General features: G+C 66.9%; 17 protein-coding genes. 5 read left to right on the forward strand and 12 right to left on the reverse strand.

From position 1 onward, the window contains the following. Position 1: 1 nt before the first annotated feature. From CFB45_RS22705 to tssJ, 3 genes are read right to left on the reverse strand one after another with little or no spacing between them, the layout of a single operon-like run. Positions 2 to 1,324 (reverse strand): DotU family type VI secretion system protein, encoded by a 1,323-nt coding sequence (locus CFB45_RS22705; RefSeq protein WP_089427478.1) that lies wholly within the window; start codon positions 1,322 to 1,324, stop codon positions 2 to 4. Positions 1,325 to 1,339: 15 nt separating this feature from the next. Continuing rightward, a complete protein-coding gene (gene tssK / locus CFB45_RS22710; protein WP_089427479.1) occupies positions 1,340 to 2,752 on the reverse strand; it encodes a type VI secretion system baseplate subunit TssK in 1,413 nt (470 codons plus the stop codon). Continuing rightward, complete coding sequence (gene tssJ, locus CFB45_RS22715; RefSeq protein WP_089427480.1) at positions 2,749 to 3,264, reverse strand: type VI secretion system lipoprotein TssJ; 516 nt, start codon at positions 3,262 to 3,264, stop codon at positions 2,749 to 2,751. Before tssJ ends, tssK begins: the two co-directional genes overlap by 4 nt. Positions 3,265 to 3,895: 631 nt before the next feature. Here tssJ and CFB45_RS22720 point away from each other — a divergent pair. Both CFB45_RS22720 and tagH read left to right on the forward strand, forming a co-directional pair. After that, positions 3,896 to 4,282, forward strand: a complete 387-nt coding sequence (locus CFB45_RS22720) for a TssQ family T6SS-associated lipoprotein (RefSeq protein ID WP_089427481.1) — start codon at positions 3,896 to 3,898, stop codon at positions 4,280 to 4,282. Between the two features lie 44 nt (positions 4,283 to 4,326). Continuing rightward, positions 4,327 to 5,808, forward strand: coding sequence for a type VI secretion system-associated FHA domain protein TagH (gene tagH, locus CFB45_RS22725; RefSeq protein WP_089427482.1), 1,482 nt, complete (start codon positions 4,327 to 4,329; stop codon positions 5,806 to 5,808). 54 nt (positions 5,809 to 5,862) lie between these two features. Here the strand turns inward: tagH and CFB45_RS22730 are convergent, their stop codons facing one another. Beyond that, the gene (locus tag CFB45_RS22730) at positions 5,863 to 7,341 is read right to left on the reverse strand and encodes a sensor domain-containing diguanylate cyclase (protein WP_089427483.1); all 1,479 of its coding nucleotides are present in this window, start codon (positions 7,339 to 7,341) and stop codon (positions 5,863 to 5,865) included. Positions 7,342 to 7,742: 401 nt separating this feature from the next. On the opposite strand from CFB45_RS22730, the gene CFB45_RS22735 reads away from it, so the two are divergent. Then, a complete protein-coding gene (locus CFB45_RS22735) occupies positions 7,743 to 9,266 on the forward strand; it encodes an OmpA family protein (RefSeq protein ID WP_089427484.1) in 1,524 nt (507 codons plus the stop codon). Positions 9,267 to 9,281: 15 nt separating this feature from the next. On the opposite strand, the gene CFB45_RS22740 is transcribed toward CFB45_RS22735, so the two are convergent. The 7 genes from CFB45_RS22740 to CFB45_RS22770 form a co-directional block, all read right to left on the reverse strand. Further along, the gene (locus CFB45_RS22740) at positions 9,282 to 10,727 is read right to left on the reverse strand and encodes an NAD-dependent succinate-semialdehyde dehydrogenase (RefSeq protein ID WP_089427485.1); all 1,446 of its coding nucleotides are present in this window, start codon (positions 10,725 to 10,727) and stop codon (positions 9,282 to 9,284) included. 152 nt (positions 10,728 to 10,879) lie between these two features. Beyond that, positions 10,880 to 12,178, reverse strand: a complete 1,299-nt coding sequence (locus CFB45_RS22745) for a c-type cytochrome (RefSeq protein WP_089427486.1) — start codon at positions 12,176 to 12,178, stop codon at positions 10,880 to 10,882. Positions 12,179 to 12,193: 15 nt separating this feature from the next. Beyond that, the gene (locus CFB45_RS22750; protein ID WP_089427487.1) at positions 12,194 to 14,416 is read right to left on the reverse strand and encodes a xanthine dehydrogenase family protein molybdopterin-binding subunit; all 2,223 of its coding nucleotides are present in this window, start codon (positions 14,414 to 14,416) and stop codon (positions 12,194 to 12,196) included. 1 nt (position 14,417) lies between these two features. Continuing rightward, positions 14,418 to 14,873 carry a (2Fe-2S)-binding protein gene (locus CFB45_RS22755; protein ID WP_089427488.1) on the reverse strand — a complete coding sequence of 152 codons (456 nt, stop codon included), beginning with the start codon at positions 14,871 to 14,873 and terminating at the stop codon, positions 14,418 to 14,420. A gap of 135 nt (positions 14,874 to 15,008) precedes the next feature. Then, complete coding sequence (locus tag CFB45_RS22760; protein WP_089427489.1) at positions 15,009 to 15,308, reverse strand: putative quinol monooxygenase; 300 nt, start codon at positions 15,306 to 15,308, stop codon at positions 15,009 to 15,011. A 100-nt stretch (positions 15,309 to 15,408) separates the two neighbouring features. Then, positions 15,409 to 16,467: an NADP-dependent oxidoreductase gene (locus CFB45_RS22765; RefSeq protein ID WP_089427490.1), complete on the reverse strand. Its 1,059-nt coding sequence runs from the start codon at positions 16,465 to 16,467 to the stop codon at positions 15,409 to 15,411. A gap of 234 nt (positions 16,468 to 16,701) precedes the next feature. Continuing rightward, positions 16,702 to 17,322, reverse strand: a complete 621-nt coding sequence (locus CFB45_RS22770; protein WP_089427491.1) for a TetR/AcrR family transcriptional regulator — start codon at positions 17,320 to 17,322, stop codon at positions 16,702 to 16,704. A 306-nt stretch (positions 17,323 to 17,628) separates the two neighbouring features. On the opposite strand from CFB45_RS22770, the gene CFB45_RS22775 reads away from it, so the two are divergent. After that, entirely contained in the window at positions 17,629 to 19,200 is a 1,572-nt protein-coding gene (locus tag CFB45_RS22775; RefSeq protein WP_089427492.1) for a hypothetical protein, read from the forward strand. Positions 19,201 to 19,385: 185 nt separating this feature from the next. Here the strand turns inward: CFB45_RS22775 and CFB45_RS22780 are convergent, their stop codons facing one another. Next, on the reverse strand, positions 19,386 to 20,408 hold the full coding sequence (locus tag CFB45_RS22780; RefSeq protein WP_089427493.1) for a DNA-binding protein: 1,023 nt from the start codon (positions 20,406 to 20,408) through the stop codon (positions 19,386 to 19,388). Between the two features lie 515 nt (positions 20,409 to 20,923). Between CFB45_RS22780 and CFB45_RS22785 the strand changes: the two genes are divergently transcribed. After that, positions 20,924 to 22,108, forward strand: coding sequence for a thiolase family protein (locus CFB45_RS22785; RefSeq protein ID WP_089429097.1), 1,185 nt, complete (start codon positions 20,924 to 20,926; stop codon positions 22,106 to 22,108). Positions 22,109 to 22,326 lie beyond the last annotated feature (218 nt).

Here is a 22,326-nt window from a genome sequence, read left to right on the forward strand (position 1 = left end):
GTCAGTTGGCTCCCTGCGTGGCGCTCGCGCCGACGGCGGCACTGCCGGGCGCCGGCAGCAGCGTGATCTCGACGCGCCGGTTCAGTGCGCGGTTCGCAGGCGAATCGTTCGGCGCGACCGGATCGAGCGTGCCGCGCCCTTCCGCGGCGAGCCGTTCCGGATGGTCGAGCCGCGCGGCGATCATCCCGCGCACGGCTTCCGCGCGTTCGCGCGACAGGTCCCAGTTCGATGCGAAGCGCGCCGTATGCACGGGCGTGTCGTCGGTATAGCCGGTCACGCGCACGTTGCCGGGCACCTTGTTCAGCGCATCGGCCACGCGCGCGAGCACCGGCACGTAACGGTCGATTACCGACGTCGAGCCGGACTTGAACACCCCGTCGCCGCGCAGCACGATCACGCTGCGGTCGGCCTGGTCGCGCACCGCCACGAGGCCGGCCGCGATCTCCGGTTCCAGGAACTTCGCGATGCGCGGTGCCTGCGCCGGGCGCGGCGGCGCCTGCGCGGGTTGCAGCTTCGGCACGTGCAGCGCGTCGATCGACGCGAACAGCCGATCCGAATGCCCGGCGAGCGCGATCCGCAGCCCGACGAACACGCCGAAGCCGATCAGCAGCGCGAGCGCCACGCACACCCACAGCGGCACGCCGAAGCGGCGCGCGACGTCGCGCGTGACGACGTCGCGCCAGTGCGGCGACAACGCCGGTTCGAATTCGCCGCGCACCGAGCGGATCGTCAGCGCGAGCTGGTGGCGCAGCGCGTCGAGCTGCGCATGGCCGTTGTCGAGCACGCGATAGCGGCCCTCGAAACCGAGCGCGAGACAGAAATACAGCAGCTCGAGCAGGTCGAGATGCTGGCGCGGCTGCTGCGACAGGCGTTCGAGCAGGTGGAAGAATTTCTCGCCGCCCCACGTCTCGTTGTGGAACGACACGAGCAGGCTGTGCGACGACCACACGCTGCCGCCCCACGGCGTCAGCGCGGCGGCCTCGTCGAGCGCCGTGCACAGGCAGTAGCGCGCGCCGATGATCGCTTCCGACGGCACGCCGGCCTCCTGCGCCCGCGCCTCGAACTGCCGGATCTCGACGACCAGGTGCTCGCGCAGCCACGCGGGATTCGGGTGATGGACGGTCGAGCGGATCTGCGGCACCAGGTTGAGCAACGGATTCGCCGCGGCGACGAGCGGGTTCGTGCCGCTCGCGGCCCAGCGCCCCGGGCGCGGCTGCGTCGCGGTCGGGCCGGCCGTGCCCGCCGCGGCCGGATGCATGCCGCCCGGATTCGGCGGCACGAATCCGCCGGCGCCGGGGGAGATCGATTCGGAGGAGGAATTCATCGCGTCGCCCCGCCCTTACCCGCGTATCGCCCAGAACTCCATCGAGAGCCCAGGGAATTCGCCGGCGAAATGGAAAGCGAGACCGCCGGAGCGCGCCAGCTGCTTCCACAGGTCGCTGCCCTTGTCGATCTCGAAGTACGTATGGCCCGCGTGATACGGGATCTGCCGCGGCGCGACCGGCAACTGGCGCATCGTGATGCCCGGCAGCTGCAGCTGCACGAGATCGCGGATCCGCTCGACCGGCCCGAGCTTCGCCTGCGCGGGAAACCGTGCACGCAGGCTGTCGGCCGGCACGTCCGCGCGCACCGCGAGCACGAAGCCGGCCGTGTCGCGCAGCGCCGGGTCGGCCAGCGTCGCGACGCGGATGCCGTTGCCCGCATCGCGCAGCTCGATCTGGATCGCGTTCTGCTCGAGTACCGTCGACAGCGACCGGCGCAGCTCGGTCATCAGCTCCGCGAAGCTCGTGCGCAGGTCGTCGTGGACGTAGACCGCAAGCGACTGCGGGCGCCGGCCGGCCGCCGTGAACGTGCTCAGGTCGCAGGCGAGCTTCAGCCAGTCGCAGAACAGCGCCTCCGGGTGCGTCGACACGTGCTGCTGCGCGTGCCAGGTCAGCGCGAGATAGCGGTTCACGAGCTGCAGCAGCAGGAAATCCGCGACTTCCGACACGCCGCCGCGCCCGGGCTCCGACAGCCGTGCCGCGAGCGCTTCGCTGCGTTGCGTGAGCAGCCCGTGCAGCTCGCGCGCATACGCCAGCAGCACGGTGTCGTGCTGCGCGACGAGGCGCGGCGGAATGTAGCCGTCGTCGACGAGCAGCCGCGCGTCGGTGCGCCGCTCGACGATCCGTGCGACGCCGAGCGCGTGCCAGTCGCCGGTCAGCTCGGCTTCGAGCATCAGCCGCACGTTCAGGCGGCCCGTCTGCAGCAGCGCGGGGCCGAGTGCGACCGCGTTCGCGTCGGCCACTTCGTATTCGCGGACGACGTAGCGCGCGACGTCGGCGCTGCCGTTCGCGCTATTCATGCCGTTCGCGGCATGGCTGCCGCCCGCACCCGCACCGAACGACACCTCCTCGCCGCCGCCGCGCCACAGCGGCAGCGCGAGCACGACGAGCTGATCCTTCGCATTGGCCGGCACGTCGAGCGGCTCGGGGAGATCGTCCGGATGGGACAGGTCGAACGGCGTGCCGTCGCGCATCACGCCCGACGCGGTGCGCAGCGCGACCTTGCCGAGCGCCAGTTGCTCGCGATCGAGTTCCAGCGTGTCGAAGCCCCAGTAGAAGCCTTGCAGCGGCAGGCAGCGCAGCGCGACGTAGCGCTCCCAGTGCCGTTCGAGCTGCTGGAAATGCTGCGGCCGCAGGAACATCCCCTCGGTCCACACCACCCGCTGGCGGAGCGCCGCGACCGGCGTCGCGGACATCGTCGGTTCGGTCATGGGCGCCCCTTCGCATCGTTCAGCGCGACGCCGCCATTGCGGACGGCGATCGACAGCTTCAGCTCGCCCGGCGACGTCTGCCAGAACTTGTAGAGATTGAGCTGCTTCGCGCGCGGCAGCGGCACCGTCAGCCGCCAGCGGTTCTTGTCGAGCATCCGGTATTCGGCGACCACGCCGATCGCGCCGGCCTCGACGTTGCCGCGATAGCGCAGCGTGCGCGACTCGCCCGGCCGCAGGATCACGCGGTCGGTGCCGAGCAGGTCCGCGCCGAGCACGTTTTCCGGCTTGTCCTGCAGCGAGAAGAAATCCGCGCTGTCGAACGACGATGCCGCGCGGAGCTGGAACACCTTCAGCACGATCGGCGAAGGCTTGCGGTTCATGTCAGGGTTGACGTCCGGCGCAACGTCAACCGTGATCGCATACGGCACCGCCGCGGCGTGCTCCGTCGCACCGCACCCCGGCAACAGCATCACGCATCCCCATACGATGAAACTGCTCGACCGCCATTGCATATGCCACCCTCGCCACCCAATAGCCGCGCGCCGGTTTTCGACTTCGAAACCGGATGATCTGATTGAAAAAGGGACAATTAATTGATCGGTAATTGTGTAACCTGCATATCCATCCATTGCAATCCGTGTCGGCAAATTGTTCTTGTAAAAAGCCGGGTCATATCAATCGGGGTTTTTGAAAGTCGCTTTGGCGAGATGATGGGCAATTGAAATTGAGATTGGTAAATTAATGGCAAAAGTTAATCCGACCGGTGCGCCCTGGGCGGCCCGGTTCTATGGCGTGGACACCTGTCGGATGGGCGCAGGACGTACGCCGGCCGGCCGCCGGGCAAGGGACGCTCGCGACGCTGGTGGTGTGCCAGGCTATTCGTTTCGCACGAACGGATGCCCTGTTTTTAGTGCATTGACGTGCGCTGACCAAACAACTGATGAATCCGAAAAACACAGCGAACTATAGGCCGTTTTTCCGGTTTCACAAGCACTGAAATTCGTAGTCGATTCTGCATTCAGGGGGGAACGGATTGGCGAAATGAAACAAAACGTAACAGCTGGTTGGGTGCCGATGATTGGCACTAGAATCCAACAGCGCTTGTGTGCCACCTTCCAATTACGCCAATCTTTAATTTCAATAATGAAAGGTCGTTCATCGCTCGTTCTTTTCCTCGGCGCATGGTTGCTGGGGGCCGGCGGGTGCAGTACGTCCCCGACACAGTCGGCTGCACGCGCGACGGTCGACAGCGCGCGCGCCGCATACGACAGCGGCGACTACGGGCGCACGATCGCATTGCTGAGCCATGCGAAGGAGATCGACGGCGCCGACACCGACACGCAGGTGGCCGCGCACAAGCTCCTTGCGTTCAGCTATTGCGTGACGAACCGCATCACGCCGTGCCGCGCCGAGTTCTCGAAACTTCTCGACCTCAACCCGCGCTTCGACTTGTCCCCTGCCGAGAAGGGGCATCCGATCTGGGGGCCCGCGTTCGAATTCGCGCGCCGCAGGCATGCGTCGTCATCCTGAACGAACCGGTTTCCACGCGAGCGCTTCACCGAGCGACGTATGACATGCAACTGATCGTGATCGAACATGCCGGCGAGCCGGTCGAAAACGACTCCTACGACGCCGTCGTGTTTCATCCGCCCGGCGGCACCATCGGCCGGGCCAGCGACAACCATCTCGTGTTGCGCGACGACACGCGGCAGATATCTCGCCTGCAGGCGCTGCTGCAGGTCGGCGACGACGCGTGCCTGCTGAAGAACCTGAGCAGCGTCTCGACGATCGAGGTGAATCGCGAGCCGGTCGGCTATGCGCAGGAGCGCCCGCTCAATACCGGCGACATCATTCGCATCGGGCCGTACGTGCTGCGCGCCGAACGTGACGACGGCGGCCACGGCGACGACGCCCCGGTCATCGACATGGCGACCGATACCGGCGTGCACGTCGATCCGCCGTCGCAGGCGCGAACGTCGGCGGCGCCCTCGCCTGCATCGTCTTCGCGGATCGATACGAAAGGCGCCGGCAACCGGCTGTGGGGGCTTCTGCAGGATCGTCTCGCGCCACGCGGCAAGGCGGCGGACACCGGTACACGACCAGGTGGCCCTGCACGGCCGGATGCCGCGCAGCCCGCGAACCGCGCGGCGCAAACCGTACCGCCCGCCCCTTCACAGCGCGACCTGCACCAGCTGTCGATCGATCCGCTCGACCTGTTCGCGCAGCCGTCGGGCGATATCGGCACGTCAGGCACATCAGGCACATCAGGCACGACGGGCACGGCATCGCATGCCGATCGCGGCCACACGGAACGCGAAGCGTCGTCCGCGACCCAGGCCGACCATGCGCCCGAGTGGACGCAACACGTGCGGGTGCAGCCCGCTGCCGCGCGCGCGGCCGATACGCATGCGCAGCCGGCCGACGAACCGGCGCCACATGCCACGCGCCCGCCGACGCCCGATGAACTGCTGAGCGCGTTCTTCGAAGGCGCGGGGCTCGATACGGCCGCCGAGTCGCATCAGTGGTCGGCCGAGCAGCTGTACATCGCGGGGCAGTTGCTGGCGCTGTTCGCGAACGGCACGGTCGAGCTGCTGTCGTCGCGCAGCATCCTGAAGCGCGAGGTGAAGGCGCACATGACGATGCTGCTCGATCGCGAGAACAACCCGCTGAAGCTGCTGCCGGACGGCGGCGCCGTGCTGCGGCAGATGTTCGGGCTGCCGCTGCCGGGTTTCATGTCGCCGCAGAGCGCGGTCAGCGACGCATTCCAGGATCTGCATGCGCACCAGATCGGCATGGTGGCTGGCATGCGCGCCGCGTTGATGGATCTGCTGACGCGCTTTTCGCCGCAACGGCTGCGCGAGCGCGACGACGCGATGCGCTGGTACGAGAAGCGCGTGCCGGTGCTGTACAAGGCGAGGATGTGGGATCGCTACGCGGCGACCCATCGCGACACGGTGTTCGCGATCGAGGACGATTTCGCGTCGGTGTTCGGCAAGGCGTTTCTGGCGGCGTACGACGCGGAAGTGGAAAGCTATCGCGGCAGCGGCCGGCATTGAACGTCGAACGGCACGCCCGCCGTCGGTGGCGGGCGGTGCGTGTCGGCGGCGGTGTCAGGTGCCCGTTTCACGCGAGGCCACCTTGTTTCGCCCCGTTTCCTTCGCGTGGTACAGCGCCTCGTCGGCCGCCTTGATCACCGACTCGACTTCCCCTTCCTGCCCGGGGGCCCAGCTTGCCACGCCGATGCTCGCGGTGACGCGCCCGAATTCGCTTTCCGCATGTTCGATCGCGAGCCCGTCGATGGCCGCGCGAATCCGTTCGGCGATCTCGGTCGCGCCCGTGGCCGGCGTATCGGGCAGGATCACGACGAATTCCTCGCCGCCATAGCGGGCGGCGGTGTCCGCGGGACGCCGGATGTTCTCGCCGATGCATCGCGCAACCGCCGCCAGCGCGTCGTCGCCGGCCTGGTGACCATACTTGTCGTTGAAGGCCTTGAAGCGGTCGACGTCGACGAACAGCAGCGAAAACACCGAACGGGCACGGCGTGCGCGGCGCCATTCGAGATCCAGCACTTCCCCGAACGAGCGGCGATTGTTGAGCCCGGTGAGGCCGTCGGTGCGCGCGAGCATCACCAGCTCGGATTCGGCCCGCATCCTGCGCCGCAGCTGGGTGCCCAGCAAAAAGGACAGCACGATGAACGCCGCGCCGAAGGTCGCCACCAGCGCGCCGATCGTGATCGCGCGCCGTCGCCACGCCGCGTAGATGTCCTGCTCCGCCTCGGCGACCATGATGATCAGCGGCAGGTGCGGCAGCGTCTTGAAGTAGTACAGGCGGCGCACGTGGTCGATCGTCGAGGTCTCGATGAACGAGCCTTCCGGCGCCGTCATGAAGTGGCGAAACGTCGCCGCCTTGCTGATGTCGCGGCCGATGGTGCGCACGTCGTACGGCTGGCGCATGAACATGATGCCGTCCCGGCCGACCAGCGAGATCGCGCCGTGCGAGCCGAGCGCGAGGCCGGCGAACAGCGTATGGAAATACTCGAGATTGACCGCGATCAGCGCAATGCCGCCGAACGAGCCGTCCGGATTCGACACGCGGCGCGTCAGTGCCACGCTGAGCGAGCCGCCGCGCAGGCGGGACGCAAACGGATCGCTGATGTAAAGCCCGGCGTTCGGATTGTCCCGGTGAACCGTAAAGTATTTGCGGTCGCCGAAATTGCCTTGTCGCGGCACGTCGTTCGCCGAATCGAGGATGATGTTGCCGGCCGAATCCAGCACGAGCATCGAACCGAGAAATTGCGCGGTCATTGCATGATCGAACAGGACGGCGCGCCGCAGGGCCGGCGTGGCCGCCATGACGTCCTGCCGCTGAAGGCCCTGAATCACCGCCTCCAGTGACAGGCCGTACAGCTCGATATTGCGCTCGATGTCGCGCTCGGCGACGAGCGCCAGATTTCGCGACGTCTCGCGTGCGCGGTCGAGCGCGTCGTGACGGCTCTGAAACAACTGCAACACGCAGAGGCCCATCAGCGCGCACGCTATCAAGGTCCCCGCCAGCACAACGTAGTACGGCGCTGCCGACCGCGGATGCATCCGTGTCCTCTCAGGTTGGGCCGACGCTGACGCACCGGTTGTTATGGTTTCTTCTGAATAAGCTATACCAAAAAGTGTGACATCCGGGTACGAGGGGCAGTCCGTACTTGCCAGTTGGCTGACGGCGTGAGCTTAGGGGCGCGGCGTATGTCGTTGCCGATGACGGAATTGAAACAATGGGATGGGAATGGTGCGGATATTGAAATTGTCGTCCGGTTGACGTTCGAATGTACGGTCGGCGGGAAAGCTAGATGAACATCGCCGCCAGACAGCACGTGGGCGTTGACAACGGCCCTTGATCGATTTATCTCAATGACGTTGTCTTGCAAAAATCAAGACAAGGCCTGACTGTTTTGCGTGCAAACCAGTCGTTCCATTTCATGCAATAGAAAAATAACGTCATGTCGACAAACAATCACGCGGACGCGGCCAGCGAAGCCGAGCGCGCCGACCTTCTTGCAAAACGCGTCGAATCAATCAGCAATTTAGCATCGTTTTCCTACAAGATTGCAGCGGCCGCGGGGGCGCTAATTACTCTCGGATACTTGTTCAACATCAAATTCTTCCCTTCTGGATTGACGCCTGGGGAAGTCGTTTTCTTTGTTTTCGTGGCAATTGCTTTTGGTTTCGTCTATGTCGTGCTGTTGATGTACGGTGCCATTTCTTCGATATGGTTTGTTCATTTGATAAGTTTTTTGGAACGCGTATATAACCGTCCGCCTAGAACTATTTCTGCAGCCAACTGGCCGTCACTCAGAAAGCTAGTATCCCAAAGAAAAATCAAGAAATTTGCGAGATTCCGATGGGCAGTATTGACGAAATTCCGGAAGAGTCGAAAGCAGGTGCAGGAGAGGCGTAAGGCATCCGGTGCTGCGGAATATTCGATGCCGCGTGAAGTCCAAGGCGGCGCGTACCTGTTCATGTCGGTGATGATGTTTGCGGTGATGGTCCTGCTTGCGTGGGTCTATCACGATGTGTCGTTGGCGAGGCTGTTGATTGCATTCTTCCTTGCTGGTTTTATCGCGTTGGTCATCACAGGCCTTCCAGCCGAGCGACTGGGCTTCTCAACACTCAACGATAAACATTCGCGGCCGCCAGCGTGGGTCCGCTGGCTATTTGTCGCGATAATTCCACTCGGTATCGTGCTCCTCTTCGGCGGCCCACAGCCTCTGATGAATCTAGTTTTCGAAAGGCTGGGAATTCGTATTCCCGACGTCAGCATTGAAGTAAACGAATCCGAACGGGGCACGATCGAACGTATTTCGGACGTCGTTGGCCATCCAATACTGGATTGCCGCCGCATCGAGGGGGGGCGGCTGCTCATTCACGGCGCGGATGTTTTGTGGACAGGCGTTGGAAATACTTCCTTCGTGTCGTTCAGTGTGCTTGAGCCGAAGGAAAATGTATCGTTCGGTAACGACCGTCGCGCTATCCGCTACGCGACATTGCGCCTCGATACGGGAGCAATGCGAGTGGTTAGCGCGAAGCCACCGATTAATCCGTGCTTCGATCTAGCAAACGACATGCTATTCAAGACTGGGAGCTTCGAGTTGACCTCGCTTGCCCAGACACAATTGAAAAGCGTGATGTCCGCGATCGAGGCATCGGGCACACCAAGGCGCATCGTCGTACGCGGGCATAGCGATGCCCGACACATCACTGGACCACTCGCAGAAACGCTTGGAGACAACCAGCGATTGTCGGAATTGCGTGCCAGTGCAGTTGCGACGGTGTTGCGTCGGTTAATTGCCAATCAAGATGTCGAGATCGTCTCGACTGGTGCAGGTAGCCGCGAGCCGAAGGTCAAATGCCCGTCAGAGACGACCGGAACGCGTTACGAGGTCGAACAATGTAACGCGCCGAATCGTCGTGTGGAAATTCGCGTGACCTACGCTCGCGGAGGGGGCAAGAGCGGCACGGACTAGCCGAGCCGCCCTTCTTTACACGGCCATCACGGTCACCGACTTCGTGACGAGGTACGGCTCGAGCGCTTCCGGCCCGCCTTCCGACCCGTAGCCCGAGTCCTTCACGCCGCCGAACGGCATTTCCGGCCACGGCGTCGCCGGCTGGTTGATCCACAGCATCCCGACTTCGAGGCGCTGCGTGAGCAGGTGCACGTTCGCGAACGAACGCGTGAACGCGTAGCCGGCGAGACCGAACGGCAGACGGTTCGCTTCCGCGATCGCGTCCTCGAGCTTGTCGAAACCGCGAATCGCCGCGACCGGGCCGAACGGCTCGTTGTTGAACACGTCCGCTTCGAGCGGCACGTTCGCGATCACGGTCGGCGCGAAGAAGTTGCCTTCCGAGCCGATCCGCTCGCCGCCGGTTTCGATGCTCGCGCCGACCTTGCGCGCGTTGTCGATGACCGACGCCATCGCGGTCAGCCGGCGCGGGTTCGCGAGCGCGCCGAGCGTCGTGCCTTCCTCGAGGCCGTTGCCGACCTTCAACCCTTCCGCATGCTTGACCAGCGCGCGCGTGAATTCGTCGCGGATGCTGTTGTGCACGAGGAAGCGCGTCGGCGAGATGCAGACCTGCCCCGCGTTGCGGAACTTCGCGCCGCCGGCCGCCTTCACCGCGAGCGCGACGTCGGCGTCCTCGGCGACGATCACCGGCGCGTGCCCGCCCAGCTCCATCGTCGCGCGCTTCATGTGCAGGCCCGCCATCGCGGCGAGCTGCTTGCCGACCGGCGTCGAACCCGTGAACGTGACCTTGCGGATCACCGGGTGCGGAATCAGGTACGACGAGATCTCAGCCGGATCGCCGTACACGAGGCCGATCACGCCGGCCGGCACGCCCGCGTCGACGAAGGCGCGCAGCAGCGCGGCCGGCGAGGCGGGGGTTTCTTCCGGCGCTTTCACGAGGAACGAGCAGCCGGTGGCCAGTGCGGCGCTCAGCTTGCGCACGACCTGGTTGACCGGGAAATTCCACGGCGTGAAGGCGGCGACCGGGCCGACCGGCTCCTTCACGACCGTCTGCTGTGCGCCGAGGTTGCGCGGCGGCACGATCCGGCCGTACACGCGGCGGCCTTCGTCCGCGAACCATTCGATGATGTCCGCCGCCGACAGCACTTCGACGCGCGCTTCGGTGAGCGGCTTGCCCTGCTCCTGCGTCATCAGCTGCGCGATCGCGTCGGCGCGCTCACGCACCAGCGCGGCCGCCTTGCGCATCGTCGCCGCGCGCTCGTGCGCGGGCACCTTGCGCCAGGCTTCGAAGCCGCGTTGCGCGGCGGCGAGCGCACGGTCGAGATCGGCGATGCCCGCGTGGGCCACCTTGCCGATCGGCTTGCCGGTCGCCGGGTTCACGACGTCGATCGTCTTGCCGCTCGCGGCGTCGACCCACTCGCCGTCGATCAGCAGTTGCGTATCCGTATAAGTCACGTTAGCCATCCAGACACCCCTACATTGCGTCGATAAACGCGCGCTGCCGCGAACGGCCGCGCGCCGGTTGACAGAAAAAGCCACGCCGCCGGGGCAGGCACGCACCCGGCGGCAGTGACGGCGGGCACGCCGGCCCGCCCTCGTTCCGCATGGGGCCGCGCTCAGCGCGCGGCCGCCGTCGCCTTGCGGAGTTTCGCGACGTCCGCCGCCTGCACGGCCGGCGCGCCGTTGTTCCAGCCGGCGCGCATGAACGTCAGCACGTCGGCGATCTGCCGGTCGTTCAACTGGTTCGAGAACGCCGGCATCGGATACGCGGACGGCACGCCACCGATCACGAGCGTGTCGCTGCCGTTCAGCGTCACGTTGATCAGCGACGATGCATCGGTTTCGAGCACGTTCGGATTGCCGGCGAGCGGCGCGAGCAGCGGCGCGTAGCCGCGCCCGTCCGCGCCGTGGCAATGCAGGCAGTAAGCGTTATACACCTTCGCGCCCGGATCGGTCGCCGGCCGGCCCAGCGCGACCTGCGTCGCCTTCGGATCGTAGCTGTACGGCGGCGCGCCCGTGCCGCCTGCGGCCGGCAGCGATTTCAGGTAACGCGAAATCGCCGCCAGATCGTCGTCGGAGAGCGCCTGCGTGCTGTGGTTGATCACGCTCACCATCGAGCCGAACGCGGTCGCGTGCCGATTCGCGCCGGTCTTCAGGAACTGCGCGACCTCGGCCTCGTTCCAGCGGCCGAGCCCCGTGTTGGGCTCGCCGGTCAGGTTCGACGCGAACCAGTTGTCGATCGGCGCGCCCGACAGGAACGCCGTGCCGCCTTCGTCGAGCGCCTTCTCCTGGAAGCCGACGCCGCGCGGCGTGTGGCACGACCCGCAGTGCCCGAGCCCCTGCACGAGATACGCGCCGCGGTTCCACATCGCGTCTTTCGCCGGTTTGTCCGCGTAAGGCGTCGTGTCGAGGAACACCTTGTTCCACAACGCGAGCGGCCAGCGCATGTTGAGCGGCCACGGGATGTCGGACGGCCGGTTCGCCTGCTTCACCGGTTCGACGCCGTGCATGAAGTACGCATACAGCGCCTTTACGTCGTCGTCCTTCAGCTTCGCGTACGACGGGTACGGCATCGCCGGGTACAGGTTGTGACCGTCCTTCGCGACGCCCTTGCGCAACGCGCTGGCGAAGTCGGCTTCGGTATAGCCGCCGATGCCCGTGTCCGGGTCGGGCGTGATGTTGGTCGTGTAGATCGCGCCCATCGGCGTGACCATCTTCAGGCCGCCGGCGAACGGCGTGCCGCGCGGCGCGGTGTGGCACGCGACGCAGTCGCCCGCTTTCGCGAGATACGCGCCGCGCGCGACGAGCGCGCTGTCGGCCGGCGCCGCCTGCGCGGCGTGCGCGGCCGTGCCGGCCAGCAGTGCAGACACGGTGAGCAACGACGTGCCGAGCATCTTCAGGGTGAGGTTTTGCATGGTCGTCTCCTCCCCTCAAGCCGTCTTCAGCTGGTCGCCGACCGGCAGCTTGCGCAGCCGCTTGCCGGTTGCCGCGAAGATCGCGTTCGCCACCGCAGCGGCGGTCGCGGCCGTACCCGGCTCGCCGATCCCGCCCGGCGCCTCGCCGCTTTTCACGAGATGCACCTCGATCGGCGGCGTCTCGTTGATCCGCAGCATCCGATAGTCGGTGAAGTTGCTCTGCACGACGCGGCCCTCCTCGATCGTGATTTCGCCATACAGCGCGCCGGTAATCCCGAAGATGATGCCGCCCTGCACCTGCGCCTCGATCGTGTTCGGGTTGACGACCATGCCGCAGTCGACCGCGCACACGACACGCTTCACGAGCACTTCGCCGTTATCCACCGCGACGTCGACGACGATCGAGAAGAAGCTGCCGAACGCGTGCATCACCGAGACGCCGCGCCCCTGCCCCGTCGGCAGCGCCGGGCCGCCCCAGCCGGCCGCCTTCGTCGCGACGTCGAGCACGTTGAGCGCGCGCGGCGTCTTGCCGAGCAGCGCGCGGCGGTATTGCACCGGGTCGGTCTTGGTCTGCGCGGCCAGTTCGTCGATGAAGCTCTCGACCACGAACGTGCCACGCGTCGGGCCGACGCCGCGCCAGAACGCGGTCGGCACGTGGCGCGGCTCCTGGCGCACGTAGTCGACCAGCTGGTTCGGCAGGTCGTACGGCAGTTCGGCCGCGACCTCGACCGCATCGGGATCGACGCCGTGCTGGAACGCCGGCGGCGCGAAGCGCGCCATGATCGACGAGCCGACGATCCGGTGCTGCCACGCGATCGGCTTGCCGTTCGCATCGAGGCCGGCCGAGATCCTGTCGTAGTAACACGGCCGGTACATGTCGTGCTGCACGTCTTCCTCGCGCGTCCAGACTACCTTCACCGGCGCGTTGACCTGTTTGCCGACCTTCACGGCCTGGCCGATCATGTCCGTCTCGAGCCGCCGGCCGAAGCCGCCGCCGAGCAGGTGGTTGTGCACGACGATCCGGTCGGGCGCGAGGCCCGTGAGCTGCTGCACGGTATCGCGCGCCCGCGTCGGCACCTGCGTGCCGACCCAGATCTCGCAGCCGTCGCCACGCACGTGCACCGTGCAGTTCACCGGTTCCATCGTCGCGTGGGCGAGCAACGGCTGCTCGTAGACGGCGTCGACGCGCGTCTTCGCATTCGCGAAGGCCTTGTCGACGTCGCCGTCCTTGCGTGCGACCGCGCCCTTGCCGTTCGCCGCCGCCTGCGCGAGATCCGCGAACAGATCCTTCGTCGAGACTTTCGCGCCCGCGCCCTCGTTCCACTTCACGACCAGCGCGGACGCGCCGCGCTTCGCGGCCCACGTGTGATCGCCGACCACCGCCACCGCGTTGTCGACGCGCACGACCTGGCGTACGCCGGGGATCTTCTTCGCGGCCGTGTCGTCGACGCTCGCGACCGTGCCGCCAAACACCGGGCTGTTCACGATCACCGCGACCAGCATGCCGGGCAGGCGCACGTCGAGCCCGAACTGCGCGGTGCCGTCGACCTTCTCCGGCGAATCGAGCCGCTTCGCGGGCGTGCCGATCAGCTTGAAATCCGCCGGCTGCTTCAGCGCGACGTCCTTCGGCACCGGCAGCTTCGCCGCCGCATCGGCGAGCTGGCCGTACGACGCGCGCCGGCCGCTCGGCGGATGCTGCACTTCGCCGTTCGCGGCGCGGCAGGCTGCCGGATCGACGTTCCATTGCTTCGCGGCGGCCGCGACCAGCAGCGTGCGCGCGGTGGCGCCGGCACGCCGCAGCGGCTCCCACGCATAGCGTATCGACGTCGAGCCGCCGGTGAGCTGGCCGCCGAGCAGCGGATCGAGGAACAGCTTCTCGTTCGGCGGCGCATGATCGAGCGTCACGCTCGACAGCGGCACTTCGAGTTCCTCCGCGATCAGCATCGGCAGCGCCGTATAGACGCCTTGCCCCATCTCGACCTTCGGCATCACCAGCGTGACCTTGCCGGCGCGGTCGATCTGCACGAACGCGTTCGGTGCGAACACGCCCGGTTGAGCCGGCTCGGCGGCGTCGCCGCCGATCACCGAACGACGCGCATCGTCACCCGCGGCCGGCATGCTGAAGCCGAGCAGCAATCCGCCGCCGGCCGCCGCGCCCAGCGACATGCCGAGCTTGAGGAACGAACGGCGCGACACGCCCGCGCCGGCCCGACCGGCTTCGATCAGTCCTCGTGACATGTCAGGCCTCCTTGGCGGCTTGCTTCACGGCCGCGCGAATCCGGTTGTACGTGCCGCAGCGGCAGATGTTGCCGGCCATCGCCGCATCGATGTCGGCGTCGCTCGGGTTCGGGTTCGACGCGATCAGCGCGGTGGCGGCCATCACCTGCCCCGACTGGCAGTAACCGCACTGGACGACGTCGAGCGCGCGCCATGCCTGCTGGACCTTGTGGCCGGCCGGCGTCGCGCCGACGGCTTCGATCGTCGTGATCTTGCGGCCGGCGACCGCCGCGACCGGCAGCACGCACGAGCGCGCGGCGACGCCGTCGAGATGCACCGTGCACGCGCCGCACTGCGCGATTCCGCAGCCGAACTTCGTGCCGGTGAGACCGATGACGTCGCGCAGCACCCAGAGCAAGGGCATGTCGTCGGGGGCGTCGACCGAGCGGGTTTCGCCGTTGATGTTGAGGGTGATCATTCAGCCTCCGGGGCCGGTGTATTGGGGAAGCGGCGCGAACGATGCGCCGCGTGGTGGTGTCATCGCCGCCGCGTGCAGTGCGGCGGGTGCCGTGCGGCCCGGGTGGGCGCGAGCCGCGACGGGCGTACGGCGGCGTTACTCGGCGACGTCGATGCCCGACAGCACCTTGATGACCGGCGGCGCGGTGAACCAGTCGGCCGACTTCGCGCGGAATTCGCCGAAATGCGGGCTCGCGAGGTGCGCGTCGAAGGCGGCCTGGTCGTCGTAGATCTCGTACAGGTGCAGGTTCGGCGAGCCGTCCTGTTCGCGGAACAGGTCGTAGCGCCGGTTGCCCGGCTCGGTGCGTGTCTTCGCGACCATGCTGCGCAGCTCGGCCTCGGCGGCCGCCGCGTGTTCGGGTTTCAGGAACAGGGAAGCCATCACGTGAAGCGCCATCTTGTCACTCTCCTTGTCGTCGATAGCGGAATCGAGCATGCCACAAGCCGGCGTCGCGTGACGCCGGCGTGCAGCCGTTGTGTGTCGCCGTGCCGAGGCGTCAGGCCAGTTCGTCCGGGCCCACGCGCACGACGACCTTGCCGAAGTTCTTGCCGGCCAGCAGGCCGATCAGCGCTTCCGGCGCATCGGCGAGATCGGGGACGACGTCCTCGCGCGTCTTCACCTTGCCCTGCGCGACCCATTCGCTCATGTCCTTCATGAACGTCGCATAGCCGGTGGCATAGTGATCCATGATGATGAAACCCTGCATCCGGATGCGCTTGCGCAGGATCGTGCCCATCAGTGCCGGCACGCGGTCGCGGCCGGTCGACACGGCCTTGTCGTCGTAAGCCGCGTCGTTGTAGTGCGCGATGATCCCGCACACCGGCACGCGCGCATGGTCGTTGAGCAGCGGCCACACCGCGTCGAACACGGCCCCGCCGACGTTCTCGAAATAGATGTCGATGCCGTTCGGGCACGCTTCCTTCAGCTTCGCGGCGAACGCCGGATCGCGGTGGTCGACGCACACGTCGAAACCGAGCGTATCGGTCACGTACGCGCACTTGTCGGCGCCGCCCGCGACGCCGACCACGCGGCAGCCCTTCAGCTTGGCGATCTGGCCGACCACCGCGCCGACCGCACCGCTCGCCGCCGCGACAACCACGGTTTCACCGGCCTTCGGCTCGCCGATCGTCAGCAGTCCGGTATAGGCGGTGAAGCCCGGCATGCCGAGCACGCCGAGCGCGTACGACGGATGGGCGAAGTCGCGGCCGAGCGGAATCAGGCCGCTGCCGTCGGACAACGCATAGTCCTGCCAGCCGGCGCCTGCGACCACCAGGTCGCCTTCGCGGAACGCCGGCAGGTTCGACGAGACGACCTGGCTGACGGTGCCGCCGACCATCGGCTGGCCGAGTTCGGCCGGGGGCGCATAGGACGGTGCGTCGCTCATCCGGCCGCGCATGTACGGGTCGAGCGACAACCAGACCGTGCGCAGCAGCACCTGGCCGGCGCCGGGCGTCGGCACGTCACCGGATTCGGTGCGGAAGTTGCCCGGCGTCGGCGCGCCGACCGGGCGCGAATTCAGGATGATCTGGCGATTAGCGGTTTTGCTTTGCGGCATGTGAGCCTCCGTCAACAGGAATGGACGTGCTTCGTGGGCACGATCGGATCAGGGATGGACCAGCGGGAGACGCACGCGGGCGGCTGCATCGGTGCTCAGGCCGGCGCGGCTGCGTGCATGCGGTTGAATCAATCGGAACAGCGTAACGCGGCGTGGCACGTTCGTCATGCGGTGTTGAGTAGACCAGTCGTCTAGTATCAGGGTAAAAACAAGGCGCGCCGATGCGCGCCCGGGTTATGACTGCACGTCGCCCGGCTCGAGCGGCGGCAGGTTCAGCATGCGCCGCGTTTCGACCATCGCCCTTTCGAGCGGCTTGCGATTGCGGTGAATCTTTTCCAGCAGCGTCGCGCCCAGCCACAGCTCGTACAGGATCGCGGCCGTATGCGATGGATCGGCGACCCCGCTCAGCGAACCGTCGGCCAGCCCGGCCTCGATGCCGCCCGCGAGCCGCTCGATGATCTGGCTCGTGCCGTTCCGCAGCACCGCGCGCATCGCTTCCGACAGGTCCGACACCTCCGCGCCGAGCTTCACCGCGAGGCACTTGCCTTCCGGATCGTCCGCGCATTGCGTGTGCAGCCAGTTGCGCCAGTACGTCATCAGGCGCTCGGCGCCCGTGCCGGCCTGATGCTTGAACAGGTTGTCGAGATGCGCGAGATAGCCGTCGAAATACGATTCGAGCAGCGCTTCGCCGAATGCCTCTTTCGAGCCGAAGTAATGGTAGAACGAGCCCTTCGGGATGCCCGCCGCAGCGAGAATCTCGTTCAGGCCGACCGCCGAAAACCCCTTGTGGAGCATGATCGGCTTGGCGATATTCAGGATGTGCTGGCGGACTTCCGCGCCCGAAGATGCATTCATGATGGCGTATGTTAGCAACGATTAGACCGGTCGTCTAGTAACGTCGAGCCGGCATGTTGAGCGGCACTTTACCCGATCCCCGCCCGGCGCCCAAACGTCGCGCCGGCATGCCTCCCTCCTTCCCGCTCCGCCGAGCGCGCGGCGTCACACGCCCGACTCGGTTTCGTCGCAGGCGTTTCATCGATCTCCCGCATAAATACGCGCGGCGCATGTGCCGGCGATCGAGCCTGTTCGACCGGCATTGCACACGTGTGCAATGCGCCGGATCGTCGTTGTCGCCTCCCGAACCCGTGACCAGGAACGCCCATGACCGCTTCGAAACCCGAACGCCCGTCCGCGCCGAACCGCCGGCGCTTCATCCAGCGCGGCGCCGCGCTGACCCTGTCGCCGCTCGTCGGCTCGCTGGCTGCCTGCGGCGGCGACGGCAACCCGACGTCCGCGTCGTCGTTCGCCGCCGCCGGCGCCGCGGATGCATCCGCGCGCAGCTACGGCATCGCCGACCGCTCGATCACGATCAACGTCGTCAATGCGATCCCGTCGACGACGCTCGCGTACGGCAACGCGGCGAGCCAGAGCGGCTCGCTGCCGCAGGCGTCGCAAGCGCAGGTCGCCACCGGGCAATCGACCGCCGTCAGTGCGTCGAACAGCTGGGGCGACTGCACGGGATCGTTCAGCCTCGCCGGCGGCGACGCATCGTTTGCCATTTCGTACACGCATCCGTTCGGGTCGCAGCCGACCACCGTCAGCGTCACGCCGTCCGCCGGCTACGTGTCGGGCGCCGACGCCGCCACGTTTCCCGGTCACGACTCGGTCGCGAATCTCACGCTGTATCGCGGCGTCCCGACCGCGAACGGCGCGTGGGTCGTCCCGCTCGCGCAGCTCGCGACGCCGCCGGCCAACAACTGCCAGGATTTCGCGAACAGCATGTTCGGCAGCAACGTGCGCACGGCCGCGGCCATCCAGTCCGCGTACCAAGGCACCGGCCCGCTCGGCTACGTGCCGCCCGCCGACTTCACCGGCGGCCAACTGGCGGCCTTCGTCGCGCAATGGGTGCGGCGCTGGCAGAGCGGCGCGGCCTATGGCGTGCTGCCCGCTGCCGATGCGCAACTCGTCGACGCGCTGAAACAGTACGTATCCGGCGCGTCGAACGCCGGCCCGCTGACGATGTGGGTGCCGCAGATCACGTGGCAGGCCGGCTCCGATCCGGCGGTGTTCGCGCTGACGGGCTATCGCGCGTTTCCGTTCGTCGATGCGCAGGGCAACTGGAATACGAGCACGCTGTCCGCGTTCCTGACGCTGCTGGCGGCCGGCTCGCATATCGTCGCGATCAGCGCGACGAGCGACCTGCCGGCGGGCGTCACGATGCAGGCGTTCGACAGCTTCATGGGCGCGAGCGGCCTGACGACGTCGACGGATATCGGCAATTCGCACTACGCGTCGGTGTTGAACACGACGGGCCGCTATTACCTGAGCGTCGGCAGTGATTTCGCGCCGGCGAACTGCGGGCTGATCCTGTCGTTCCTGTACGGGCGCACGGTGAACAACCTGCTCGCGGGCGCCGGCACGTACAACACGTTCGTCCAGCTCGAAGGCTGGCAGGCCGGCGGTTCGCGGCACAACGCCGACTATGCGACGTATCAGCAGACACTGTGGAACATCTCGACGTATGGGGCGTCCGCGTATAGCGAGAAGCGTGCGACGTCGATCTTCCTCGCGCCCGCCGGGTGGACGCCGCAGGTCTATCAGACGACGCGGATGATGCCGTACGTCGGCGCCTATGCGCAGTCGAACGGGTCGCCGCAGGGCTGGCTCAATACGTCGCTCGTCACGATTCCGGCGGATGCGCCGGCGTTGCCGTCGCGGTATGTGTCGAGTTGATCGGTATCGGGGGATGGGCGGGCGATCGGGGGTGTAAGGGGCTCGGTCGCTTGCCTTGCCGCTTCAGGCTTCAGGCTTCAGGCTTCAGGCTTCAGGCTTCAGGCTTCAGGCTTCAGGCTTCAGGCTTCGGCTCCGGGCTTCCGGCGTGCGTCGCCTTCGGCTGACGCACGCTTGCGGTTTCTACTTCAACGAGACGGCGCTTCGTCCGCGCGCTTTCGCGTGCGCGCCCTCCGCTCGTCCCGTTGTGCGGCTGGCGCAGCCTTGGCGCCACGCAGCGCCGACCGGCGCGAGAGCGCTGTCATTTCGCGCCGCAGCGCATCGAGCTCCTTGCTCCGTGCCGCATCGGTCGCCAGCGCGCCGTCGAGCTGCCCTTGAAGCACGCCGCATCGATGCAGCGCGTCGCCGAGCTGCGCCTGCAGTGCGGCCATTTCCTTGCGCTGCTGCGCATCGCGCTGCTCCATGCGCAATGCCGCTGCCTCGAGTTCCTTCTGCAGCCGCGCTGCCGCGAGCCGCTCGCGATCGATCTCCTGAAGCGCCCGCTTCTCCGACGCGCGCAAGCGCTCCTCGGCCCGGCCGGCGTCGTCGCGCAGCCGGTCGAGCTGGGTGGTGAAATCCGCCCGCGCCTGCGCAAGTGCGCGGTCGCCTTCCGCGTTGTCGGCCGTGAGGCGTTCGATGTCCGCTTGCAGCGCTTGCCGCGATGCGTCGTCCGCCGCCCTCGCCTGCTCCAGTTCCTGAATGCGCACCTGCGCGGCCAGCAGCGCGGCCGTGCGTTGCTCCAGCGCGGTTTCGGTGCGGGCCAGTTCGGCCTGCAATGCCGCGACTTCCGCCTTCGCTGCTACCCGCTCGGCCTCGACCTCCGCGCGCAATGCGTCGAGCGCGCCGGCCGCGTCGGCGCTCGATCGATTCCACAGCGCCGCCACCAGTTCGCCGGCGGCCGCCTGCAGATCGGCCGGCAGATCGGGATGCTCGATGCGCACGCGACTCTTTTCCCGCAGCTCGGCCCAGAACTCGCCGAGGACGGCCGTCGGCGTGCTCATGCTGCCCTTGCGGACGAGCTGGTACAGGCGGTTCGCGGTGGGCGTGATGCCGAAGCGGAAGAACAGCAGCGCGCAGGCTTCGCGATACAGCTCGCGGGTTTTCGGGAAGTCGGCCTTGAGACGCTCGATTTCGGCGGTCAGGCGGGATTCGTCGGCAGCGAGATCGGACATGGCGGATTGGGCTGGTGATTTCGTAAATAATATAACGTAAACCGTTAAATATCCAATTCATCGCGCCTTTTAATTTGACATTATTTTTATAATGTCGAGATGGTCGAACCCGGCATCAAGCACAAAGTCGCCGAGTACAACACGTTGCCCCGATTCCCTCCCAGCCCGCCCGGACACCCAAACGCCGCTGCAATCAGCGCGAAAAACCATCAACATGCGCGATCGAAAGCCGACCGCCGGCCGCGACGTGCGCATCGTAATGCGCCCTTCTCCCCGATGACGTACCCCGCTCATCAATCTCCTACGCAAAGCCCCCGTTGACAGTATGCATATGCATAGATACCGTTCCCTCAAGAGCGGCGCGTGATCCGGTCATCGGAGGCGGCCGCATTGCACCGCGCCGGCGTTCCTGCCGGCGTCACGGCGCAATCGAACCGGCGACGCGAATGGCGCGGCGCGCCCTCGTTCGCCACCGACTCGTCCGCGCAACTTGCAACGCGATCCAGGAATGCATCATGAGCACACGCGAAGTCGTCATCTGCCACCCCGTCCGGACACCGATCGGTACGTTCAACGGATCCCTGAAGGACACGCCGGCCACCGAGCTCGGCGCGATCGCCATCCGCGAAACCTTGCGGCGCAGCGGCCTCGACGGCGCGGCGATCGACGCGGTCGTGCTGGGCAACGTGATCCAGGCCGGCAACAAGATGAATCCGGCCCGGCAGGCCGCCATCGGCGCGGGCCTGCCGGTCAAGGTGCCGGCGCTCACGGTCAACCGCGTCTGCGGCTCCGGCGCGCAGGCGGTCGTCAACGCCGCGCAGGAAATCCTGCTGGGCTACGCGAATGCGGCGATTGCCGGCGGCATGGAAAGCATGGAGCGCGCCCCGTACCTGCTCGACGGCGCACGCTCGGGTTACCGGATGGGCGACGCGCCGATCCGCGACAGCATGCTGCGCGACGGCCTCGTCGATGCGTTTTCCGACCAGCATTCGGGTTGGCATACCGAGGATCTCGCGAGCCAGCTCGACATCTCGCGCGATCGCCAGGATCGCTGGGCGCTCCGCTCGCAGCAGCGCTTTTCCACCGCGCTGGCGGACGGCAAGTTCGACGCCGAGCTCGTGCCGGTCGATGTCCTGCAGCGCAAGACGCGCGTCGCGTTTGCGCGCGACGAGACGCCGCGCCCCGACACGACGCTCGAAGCGCTCGCGAAGCTGAAGCCCGCGTTCCGCCCGGACGGCACGATTACCGCGGGCAATGCACCGGGCCTGAACAGCGGCGCGGCGGCGATGCTGGTGGCGGATCGCGCATTCGCCGACGCGCACGGGATTGCGCCGAGTGCGCGGCTGGTTGCATTCGGCGTTGCTGCCGTCGAACCCGGCATGTTCGGGCTCGGCCCCGTGCCGGCCGTCAGGATCGCGCTGGAGCGGGCGGGCTGGACGCTGGCCGACGTCGAGCGTTTCGAGATCAACGAAGCGTTTGCGGTCGTGCCGATCGCGGTGGCGGGCCAGCTCGGCATCGCCGAGGAGATCGTCAACGTCGAAGGCGGCGCGATTGCGCACGGCCATGCGATTGGCGCAACGGGGGCGGTGCTGACGACCCGCCTGATCCATTCGATGCGGCGCGACGGCATCAAGCGCGGCGTCGTCACGCTGTGCATAGGCGGCGGCCAGGGCATCGCGCTGGCGATCGAGGCGCTTTGAGTCGAAGCGGACGCGGACGCATCTGCGATTCGGACGAAAGGGAAACGCCGCGGGCGATGCGGCTCGCGGCGCGGGCTTCCCGAGTCACGGTGCAGCCAGTCACCTTCTCGGCGGCACCGCGCCAAGTCGGCGGGCGGCCCGGAGGCTTCCGTACACATCGCGCACGGATTCGGCGATTGCCCCCGTGTCACCGATCTGCCACCGTCGACCGGTAGCGT

Source organism: Burkholderia sp. HI2500 (assembly GCF_002223055.1).
Lineage (GTDB): Bacteria > Pseudomonadota > Gammaproteobacteria > Burkholderiales > Burkholderiaceae > Burkholderia.